The following is an 8,380-nucleotide window of genomic DNA, read 5'->3' as shown; positions in this document are numbered from 1 at the left end:
GTCCCTAGCCGACATGGCGCGCGATGCCGTCCACCGCGCCGCAAACGACACTGGAAGACGCCACATGGCAATCCAGGTCAGAAGCGAATCCGCTCCAGTGATGGAGGTGAAGTTCGCTTTCGAGGTCGAGGCCACCGGCGCCTGTTCCTTTGCGGAAGATCAAGATCACTGCCGCAGATAGCCGTATGCTTGTGTTTGTAGCCGAACGACCTGCAGTTCAGGCTGCTGTGGTTATGAGGCCCGGGCCGCCTAGGCACTCCGGGCCTCCTCCTTAATCTCGACCTCGTTGGGCGTCGACGGCGTATCGCAGACAGGGGGCCACTGACAGGTGATCGTAAGTCATGGAAGGCAGCGACAAGCTCCAAATTTCTAGGCGAGTGCCTTGGCTCGTATTCATCGCTCTGCTTGGCGTGGGGATAGTGATCGGACACGGCTCGTCGCCCTCCAAGTCCGAAGCGCCGCGTGGCGAGCCCTTCACGATCACTGAGAATGACATGGCTTGCTTAGACAAGGAATTTGTCCGGGCAGCAGCAGAACGGTCTTTGCGGTGGCGAGAACAAGATGGACGCGTGACCCTCCCATACACCAGACCATTTTACGACGTGAATCAGGATCGCTTCCTCGATTATGACTCGAACAAGACCTGCATCAGGGTCATCAGCTTTTCACCGTATGGTACCGAGGATGACTTTGTTACCTTGAAAGTCCCAGCGAAGGTGACGATCGTTGAGCGCGATGGCGAAATAGCTTGCGTCGACGGCACGCCGCCAAAAGGCAAGTGCTACTGGATGATCTTACGGCCGCCCTCGGAGCGGGCGGGACCGAAGCCGAGCAACTAAGCCCCTGGATGGAATGGCGTCCATGGGAACGGGGCGCCAGATCGCACCGCGCTGGCGCCCATGCGTTGGCGCGTCCTGGCCGCTGTGTCTTAACCGGGCAGCATGCGAGGCCGCTGTACGGGCTTCCTATATGCGCGCGGGCAATCCTCCAAATTGGAGGATTGAGTGTGCCAGTCAGCGGCCTCTACCTTCTCGCCGCGCCCTCGACGCCCGATGAAGCCCGCGCTTGCGGTGCGCGACGGCAGCAACACCCTCGACCGGGCGCGGGCATCGTCCTACGCTGTGCACATCTTGGGAATAGGCAGTGTAGAGCAAATTCGCATGTCCGAGGTCTGGTACAACTCGCTCATATTGATACGCAGCAACGCGCGCGGCACCGTCAGCGTGCGCCTGATTTTGATAGTGCTCGTCATGATATCGAGCGCCAACTGCATGGCTGCAGCTGCGGAGCCGACGAAGATTAAGGGCTTCTATATCGGGATGACGCGCTTTGAGGCTTTTGCACTCATGCCGTCCGATGCGGACTTTTTCGAGGAAAAACATTCACACTTCGGAAGTGAGTCGGTGGACGTGCATTTTACGGTGAAGTATGACGGCGCACCGCGGAACATAGCAGTATTTGTTTTGGAGAATGACACTGTCGACAGTTTCGACCTGCGCCAGGAATACTTTGACCGAGCATTGACGTTGAGGCCCGACGCCTTCATCAAAGAAGTGGTGGCTCACTATCAGATCGGGAATCTCCAGTGCGCTCAGCCAGGGCAGTTTGATTACCATTGCAATGGGCGCACGCCTGACGGGGCGAGAGTGCTCTTGAGTTGGAACACCTCTCCCTCGCCGATCGCATCGTATGCCAACATCGTCGTAAGCCGACCACCGGAAATGCCAAGCGGGCCGAAACCCTCCTTTGATTGAAATGACCATCCTGCGCATCGGGAGCTCGGCCAGAACTTGCCCAGCGGGTTTCCCAGCTGCCGGCAGGCGCGCAATAGGCAGCTAGACCGCCAGCGGCGTGAAGCCCGTGCGACGATTGATCGATAGCTCGAACATCGAACCCGGTGCGGCGGCGGATATGAATTGCTCCATCACCGGCCAGCGCCACAGCAGCACCGAGGCGCCCTGGTTGATCGGCATCTTGTTGTAAGATGGTGCGAGCACGAAGCCCTTGAGCCCGGCGCGTATCCACGCAGTGCGCTCGGCAAGGTTCTTCCGAATACGCTGATCGCCCGTGATGACAATCCACACAGCGGGGTCGGCGCCGAGGCGCGTGATCCAGTCAACGTCCGGCGTGTTGCCGGCAAAGCCATAGTCCGCCATACCGCGAACGTGGCGGGCGCGATGGCCAAAGTGAGTGATCAAAGCGTCTAATGTTCCCGCAAATACGGGCGAAGTGCAGTTATCGAAGAAGACGTTCAAGCCGCCATCTGCTGTTCGAATGCCACGGCTCGGCTGACCGAACTCTGCGGCACCATGAACATCTTCGCGGCTTGCGCGATCGAGCCCTCGGCCTGCGCGGCCTCGGCGAGCACACTGGTCGGCACGCCGGTGGCGTCATCGATCGGCGTGCCGAACTGCCGGCGCGGATCGATCACGATTCCCTTGCTACGTCCGAGCGGCCACCAGCGCGCGGCCATGTCGTCGTCGTCGAACTCCAGGCCCTTGAGGCTCGGTTCGATCACCTTCTGCATGAGGTACTGCCCATGCTTGAACAGATCGATCAGCCGCTCATTGGCGGCGGCGCTGTCACCAGCCTCGGGCTCATCCGACATCACATGCAGGATCACCGTCTTGCCGTCCGTGCGGAATCGGGCGTTCGCGAACGGGTAATCAGACCGGACGATCTCTGAACCGTATTCGATCGCGCGGCGCACCTTCTGCGCACTGAGCCCGGCCCGAATGAAGGCGTCGGCGACGCGCAGTTGAACCACGTCCAGGAAGCTGAGGTACAGCGACTCGACGTCGTCGAGCATGCTGGTCAGATTGCTGGTCCAGAGCGCGGGATATTCGGTGTCGCGGATGGTGTGACCGCGAAGCCAGCGGCGAATTTTCTTGCCCGGGATGCCGGTGAGGGTCGCAGCCTCGCTCGGCGTGTAGAGGCCAAGGCCGATCAGTGCCAGGTCCGGCTTCACCTACGCGACTCCCAAATTCCAATAACACCCCACCGCCTTCTGTATTGCGCAGCCGTTAAGGCGTCGTCAATCCGCCGAAAGCGGCCACGGAACCGCATTAGCGCTTGGCTTTGGGCGCGAATCAGTCCGGACGGTGGATGGCTGGCACCCCCCAGCCATCCCAGCGGATCGCTTGCGCGATTGCGTCGAGGCAGTCAGCCGCTTCAAGCCGGCCTTGCTCGATCGCCACCTTGATCATTTGCGGCAAGCTTTCGACCGGGACCTCGCCGCCGCGCGCAGCCGCGCCGGTCGAGGTGAACCAGGTGTACTTGATCGAAAAGCGCTGACCGTCCCAGGACGATCTCCCAAGGCGAATTTCGCTTTGTGGATTGATGACAGCCGGTTCGCTATAGGTCGTCTGCATGATCTAACTCCTTGTTGTCATGCCGATGCGGGATCGCATTCCGATACCGCGCGACGCGCGGCATCACGGCCTAATACGTTTGAGCGGGCAATTTCCCTCACTGTTTTTCCGAATTAGAGTTCGGGATGTCGGGCATCGTGGTTCGCCGCCGGCAGAGCGCGCAGGATCACGTCCTCGATCCGGGGCAAAGCTGCTCCTGCACGGCGGCCTCGAACAGGATGTCCTGCAGCCGGTTGACGGGCGCGCATATGACGGCGCTGCGCTGGCCAGTTAGGGCGCGGGCCAAAGGCGGCACCGGCGCACCGCTCTTCTGTCTCGGCGTCGCCATCCGGGGCGGCACCTGTTGCCTTTCGAGGCCATGAACTACGCGGACCGGCCGGACCGATACCGGCAATAAAAAAGCCCCCGGGGAGAGAGACCCCGGGGGCGGTACCGCTTAGCTCGGACCGTGATGACTCGGTCAGTTCAGCAAATTGACAGCTGAAAGCGCTTCGCGGAATTCGTCGGTCAGCTTGTAATAGTCCTCGCCGTCGCGGCGCTCATGCTCCCACAGCCAGCGGGTCGGGCGGACACCGGTATCATCCCGGCGCGGCCAGCCGCGCTGCGAGGTGCAGCGGATGCCGAAGCCGCCCATGATGCCGGTGAGACCCTTGCGCTGGGTGCCCATGGCCTTCGCCAGGTCGCTCGCCGACATCCAGTCGGTCGCGCGGTACAGCGCGCGGAGAAGCGCCTTCTGGCTCGCCTGGATCGCGCGATAGGTGATCACCTTGCGCAGCATTTCCTGCGTGGGTGAGCGGTGAATCGTGGCCGGCGCTGCGGCCGGCGGTGCTGACGGTGCGCCCTGCGCCGGATTGCTGACGACGACCGACTGACCGCCGTTGAACAGGTGGCTGACACGCTGGAATTCGTCCGCCGTGCCGTTGAAGACCATGATCTGCATGCGGGTGGCTCCCCTGCTTGAGTGATACGCGAGAGATAGAGCCGGGTACAGCTGACGTCAAGCCAGGTACAGCTAGATTTTTTTCGCTGTACTCCGCAGTAACGCGCTACCGCAGCACCATCACCACCAGGAAGACCAGGCCGCAGGTCACCGCTATCGCCTGTGAGCGGTCGATCGCGGCGGCACCGGCCGGCACCAGGAAGATCAGCGGCATCGCAGACTTTCCACTTCGGCGCCGGCATAGGGGATTAGGTGCCGGCGCTTGCGCTCCGGAAGGGGGGCGTTGGCTCCGGCTGGGGGGAAGGTGCAGAGCCGGCAGAGGCACATGTTCTCGACCCCGGGACTCCCCGGGGCGCCGCGCCGGGCATTTCGCAACAATTCTTTCAGGACTCATGGGCACGCTGAGAGCCATTGCCAGCCGAAGATTGCCGACATGCCCGCATATTGGAAACAGCAGCTTCAACACGTCATCGATACGGCCCAAGACCGCATCCAGCGCCTGGAGGCCGGGGAAATGTTGACCGGGGACTTCGGCTCGCCTGCGGTGGACACGACGCGGCAGACGATCGAGGCCAAGCGCGCCATGATCGTTCGGTTGCAGCGAACGCTCGACCGTTTGGACAGCGCCGCCTGAGAAGGGCGCCGTGCGGCTCAAGTCGGCGCCTCGGTCGCATCGCAGGCGTCTGTTCTGCCCCGGTATCCGATCCCCTTGCGTGCCCGTCGTTCAGCTTCCTCGATCTGTGGAAGCATTTCCGTCAGCTTCGCGTGGTTGTCCATGAGCGCACCGGCCGCCGCGACGTCGCGCAGGCCCTGAGTGGCCCACATTTCCACGACATCGCTTTCATTGTTCAGCTTCAGCGCGTCGACGATGTCGGCTGCGCTAGGCTTGGTGTTGCGGGTGAGGATCATCCGCTCCCGGGCGATCAAGAGGCGCGCCAGGCAAGGCTGCTCTCGTGCCACGGCCTCGATCGCAAACTCGGTCAAGACCGCCAGGTCGACCTGGAACGCACCGTTGGGGATGCCGAGCAGAAGCGTGGTGGTTTCGTACACGATGTCGGACATGGTCGCCGGTGCGGCCATGACGCTCAACTCGCGAAGGTCATCCTTGTGCGTCTTCAGCGCGACTTCGATCGCGGCGATGGTCTCGCGCACCTCACCGCTGCCCGCACAGGGAAACCGCCGTTCCGCGTTTCTGGCTGCGCGCCTGGCCACGGCGAGCAGCTGTTCCGGACCGGCGACACCCATCGCGATCTGGTGCGCCAAGTCGTAAAGCCGCTTTCGCTGCGAGTCCGAGCGAGCGGCCATCTGGCTCTTTCGGGAGACAAGCTGGTTCATTGCAGCACCTCCGCGTCTGCCATGAACATTTCGAGAGATCGCCGCGCGCCGCTGAGAATCTGGTCGCGAACGCTCGGACGCGGCGCGTTGGATCGAACCTGCTCGCCACCGCTCCACCGTGGGCTCGCTTCGTCCAGCCAGCATTCGGCGTTCAGCCAGCTCGCGGGAAGCTTGGTGAACCGTGGGTCCTGTCCGGCTCGCACGGCGGCATAGCGCGTCGCGCCGTCAATCAGTTCCTGCTCGGTGGTTTTGCCGGCTCTGACGATCCTGGTATAGGCCTTGGCCGCTGCACCTCTGGCCTCATGTCGAGGGTATGCCGCGTAGAACTCTTCGAACCGGGTCGGCGCTGTTCGCTTTGGCCGAGGTGGTGGTGTCGGACACTCGACCTCGACCTCGGTGAACAGATCGGATTCGGGGGGATATATATTCTTCCCTTCTGTAGTTCCTTCTATAGTTCCTTCTATAGTTCTCCGGGACGATAGCGTCCCGGCATGATGACCAAAAGTGTCCCGGCATGAAGCCAAAAGTGTCCCGTCATCCGGTGAATGACGCGCCTCAAATGTCCCGGCATCAGCCTCTTGCCGCGCCTCGATCGTCTCGTCTTTCAGGATCGGTGTGAGCAGGTTCGGCCGGTCACGGCCCTGGTCTTTGCGGTCGAGGTGACCGCGCTCGACCATGGCCGAAATGGCCCGGCTGACTGCGCGCTCGCTTCGCCCGACCAACTTGGCGAGGGTGTGCCGGAAGGGCCAGGCGGTGCCGGTCTTGTTGTTGACGAACTGACTGATCGCGATGGCGATGGTGCCAGCTAACGCGGGCAGTTCGGGGTCGGCGGCGACCTGCAGCTGCCAGCGGAAGACTCTGCGGGTCGCTTCTTTCGAGGTGCCTTGCCGCTCTTTGTCGTCAAGGGCCGCTTGCGAAGACGTTCCGGTCGGGATATTTGTCATGAGCTTATTGATCTCCAAGGTTTGAACCCGGTGTCCGCTGGCGGCGGCGCCGGGTTCGTCGTTTTCAGGACGGTGGTGGAAGGGAAGGCGTGCGCGAGCGGTCGCGTGCGGCGGGCAAAAGAGCGCCGATCCTGTTAGCCACTCGGTTTAGAAGTGCTTGAACGGTGCGATGCGCGTTTGGACGTGTTAGCCGCCCTAACCCATTGGCAGAAAAGGCTCCTACCCTTTCTGCCGGGATCGCCAGACTGTTATGCCACAAACGAAACCAAAGAGGTTGTCGTCACTATTGCTTAACTCGTCGGGCAGGTTAGGCAGTCGGATGTCAAATCCGCCTTCGAGCTTTTTCATCGCTGCAACGGCAAGCTTCTTGCGCGCGGCTTCGCGGCAATCGATCTCGCGGATATCGGTATGGCCGGTGATGGACATGATCTCCAGCGCGCTGCATCCCGCCTCAGCCAGCGCGCGCCGGGTAAAAGGGGCACCAGGGTGCCTACGTGACCAAGGCGGAACGACCCCGGGCATCCCCGGGGCTGGGCCGAGACGCACCGGGGCCGCCGTCGAGCCGACTCAGGCCGGCCGTCAGCTGGAATGGTCGCGATCAGATTCGTTCGGGTAATCTCAAATGATGCGAGGCGTAGATTTAATTTGCGTGAGGCGGCATTTAATCGGTCCGAGTGGCGTAAGTCGGCCTTACCATCTTTTCCCGTTTAGATAAGTATGCTTTGACATTCCCCGCTTGAGTAGCGGGGGAGTGCAATGAGCAATGACCGGATCGTCACGGCCGCCATCATTGCAGTTGGCGCCGTCAACAAGCACTCGCAGCGATAGCTCTCTTGTCCTTCTGAGCACCCTAAAATTGTCGATTTCAAGGGGCCCCTGCAGTCGGCAGCCACTTTTATCCGCAAACGCCTTCTTGTCGCGGCCCGCTCATCACGCCCTTCCCGCCATTCTTTTCGCCGGCCATTTCAATGGTCGGGAAGGCATCGGCGCAATCACGGGGGCGGTCCGAACCTTTCCTATTTTTCCCATTCTTGACCGCAGCAATTGACAATGTTCGCGCTCTTTGATTAAAAGGGTTCCAAATATTTAATTTAACTGTTTGGGAGGCCTTTTCATGAAAGCGTTTCATACCTCGCTCGTGGCGAGTCTAATGCTTGCTGGGACCACCCTCAGCGCCTCCGCCTCAATCATCAGTCAGGGCGTTACATTCACATTCGAAGCGGTGGATGCTGACACGCTAAGGCTGACGGTTGATAACCTGCCGAACGCCACCGGCAACTGGGGCCCTGTTAATTTCTTCGACGCTTTCGACATTCGAGACGTAGGGTCGTTTTCGTCTGCAACCGCGACTTACGGGGTAACCTCTGTGAGCGGGCTGTTGGGCCAACAAGCAAACGGTTCGGGCGTTGGTTGTAACAGCGGCGGCGGAGCTTCGGCCTGTTTCAATTGGGGTCCAAATCTGTCGATCACCAACCACATGGTGTTTAATATCGATTTTGTTCCGGCTGGGGCTGGTCTCGACTTCAGCAATCCACATTTAAAGGTCTCGTTTCTCGTCAACGATACCGACACGAGAAAAACGGTCGACCTGTTGTCACTGAACATCCCCGTTAATGCCGCGCCTGTTCCTGGTCCAGCCGTGGGCGCGGGCATTCCGGGCCTCTTAATGGCAGTCGGGGGTATCGTGGCATGGCGCCGACGCAAGACAGCATCGGCTGCTTAAGCCAAAAATCCGCCAGGCTTCACGAACGCGTGGGTAACCATAGTCCGGCCTTTGATCGGCGCCGATC

General features: G+C 61.1%; 13 protein-coding genes and 1 pseudogene. 5 read left to right on the top strand and 9 right to left on the bottom strand.

What is annotated here, in order from left to right; all coding sequences use genetic code 11:
* The 3 genes and pseudogenes from JHD07_RS09190 to JHD07_RS09180 form a co-directional block, all read left to right on the top strand.
* Positions 1 to 181, top strand: a pseudogene (locus tag JHD07_RS09190) (hypothetical protein); the annotation flags it as partial.
* A 160-nt stretch (positions 182 to 341) separates the two neighbouring features.
* On the top strand, positions 342 to 839 hold the full coding sequence (locus tag JHD07_RS09185; protein ID WP_291621253.1) for a hypothetical protein: 498 nt from the start codon (positions 342 to 344) through the stop codon (positions 837 to 839).
* A 213-nt stretch (positions 840 to 1,052) separates the two neighbouring features.
* Positions 1,053 to 1,754: a hypothetical protein gene (locus JHD07_RS09180; RefSeq protein WP_291621251.1), complete on the top strand. Its 702-nt coding sequence runs from the start codon at positions 1,053 to 1,055 to the stop codon at positions 1,752 to 1,754.
* Between the two features lie 81 nt (positions 1,755 to 1,835).
* Here JHD07_RS09180 and JHD07_RS09175 read toward each other — a convergent pair whose 3' ends face one another.
* The 5 genes from JHD07_RS09175 to JHD07_RS09155 all read right to left on the bottom strand — a co-directional run bounded on the left by JHD07_RS09175 (position 1,836) and on the right by JHD07_RS09155 (position 4,311).
* On the bottom strand, positions 1,836 to 2,255 hold the full coding sequence (locus JHD07_RS09175; RefSeq protein ID WP_291621249.1) for a hypothetical protein: 420 nt from the start codon (positions 2,253 to 2,255) through the stop codon (positions 1,836 to 1,838).
* Entirely contained in the window at positions 2,252 to 2,968 is a 717-nt protein-coding gene (locus tag JHD07_RS09170; protein ID WP_291621247.1) for a hypothetical protein, read from the bottom strand. The genes JHD07_RS09175 and JHD07_RS09170 overlap by 4 nt, the downstream gene beginning before the upstream one ends.
* 121 nt (positions 2,969 to 3,089) lie before the next feature.
* The gene (locus JHD07_RS09165) at positions 3,090 to 3,371 is read right to left on the bottom strand and encodes a hypothetical protein (protein WP_291621245.1); all 282 of its coding nucleotides are present in this window, start codon (positions 3,369 to 3,371) and stop codon (positions 3,090 to 3,092) included.
* 166 nt (positions 3,372 to 3,537) lie between these two features.
* Positions 3,538 to 3,699: a hypothetical protein gene (locus tag JHD07_RS09160; RefSeq protein WP_291621243.1), complete on the bottom strand. Its 162-nt coding sequence runs from the start codon at positions 3,697 to 3,699 to the stop codon at positions 3,538 to 3,540.
* Positions 3,700 to 3,831: 132 nt separating this feature from the next.
* On the bottom strand, positions 3,832 to 4,311 hold the full coding sequence (locus JHD07_RS09155; protein WP_291621240.1) for a hypothetical protein: 480 nt from the start codon (positions 4,309 to 4,311) through the stop codon (positions 3,832 to 3,834).
* 325 nt (positions 4,312 to 4,636) lie between these two features.
* Between JHD07_RS09155 and JHD07_RS09150 the strand changes: the two genes are divergently transcribed.
* A complete protein-coding gene (locus tag JHD07_RS09150) occupies positions 4,637 to 4,945 on the top strand; it encodes a hypothetical protein (protein ID WP_291621238.1) in 309 nt (102 codons plus the stop codon).
* Between the two features lie 17 nt (positions 4,946 to 4,962).
* On the opposite strand, the gene JHD07_RS09145 is transcribed toward JHD07_RS09150, so the two are convergent.
* The 4 genes from JHD07_RS09145 to JHD07_RS09130 all read right to left on the bottom strand — a co-directional run bounded on the left by JHD07_RS09145 (position 4,963) and on the right by JHD07_RS09130 (position 7,719).
* Positions 4,963 to 5,646 (bottom strand): hypothetical protein, encoded by a 684-nt coding sequence (locus JHD07_RS09145; protein ID WP_291621236.1) that lies wholly within the window; start codon positions 5,644 to 5,646, stop codon positions 4,963 to 4,965.
* Positions 5,643 to 6,590, bottom strand: a complete 948-nt coding sequence (locus tag JHD07_RS09140; protein ID WP_291621234.1) for a hypothetical protein — start codon at positions 6,588 to 6,590, stop codon at positions 5,643 to 5,645. The genes JHD07_RS09145 and JHD07_RS09140 overlap by 4 nt, the downstream gene beginning before the upstream one ends.
* A 219-nt stretch (positions 6,591 to 6,809) precedes the next feature.
* Positions 6,810 to 7,016, bottom strand: coding sequence for a hypothetical protein (locus JHD07_RS09135; RefSeq protein ID WP_291621233.1), 207 nt, complete (start codon positions 7,014 to 7,016; stop codon positions 6,810 to 6,812).
* A 469-nt stretch (positions 7,017 to 7,485) separates the two neighbouring features.
* Positions 7,486 to 7,719: a hypothetical protein gene (locus JHD07_RS09130; protein WP_291621232.1), complete on the bottom strand. Its 234-nt coding sequence runs from the start codon at positions 7,717 to 7,719 to the stop codon at positions 7,486 to 7,488.
* On the opposite strand from JHD07_RS09130, the gene JHD07_RS09125 reads away from it, so the two are divergent.
* Positions 7,705 to 8,313 (top strand): hypothetical protein, encoded by a 609-nt coding sequence (locus JHD07_RS09125; protein WP_291621231.1) that lies wholly within the window; start codon positions 7,705 to 7,707, stop codon positions 8,311 to 8,313. The two genes, JHD07_RS09130 and JHD07_RS09125, sit on opposite strands and share 15 nt — an antisense overlap.
* Positions 8,314 to 8,380: the final 67 nt, after the last annotated feature.

The sequence above is a fragment of the Bradyrhizobium sp. genome (genome assembly GCF_016462955.1).
Lineage (GTDB): Bacteria > Pseudomonadota > Alphaproteobacteria > Rhizobiales > Xanthobacteraceae > Bradyrhizobium.
This window is presented reverse-complemented; position numbering and strand designations above follow the sequence as displayed.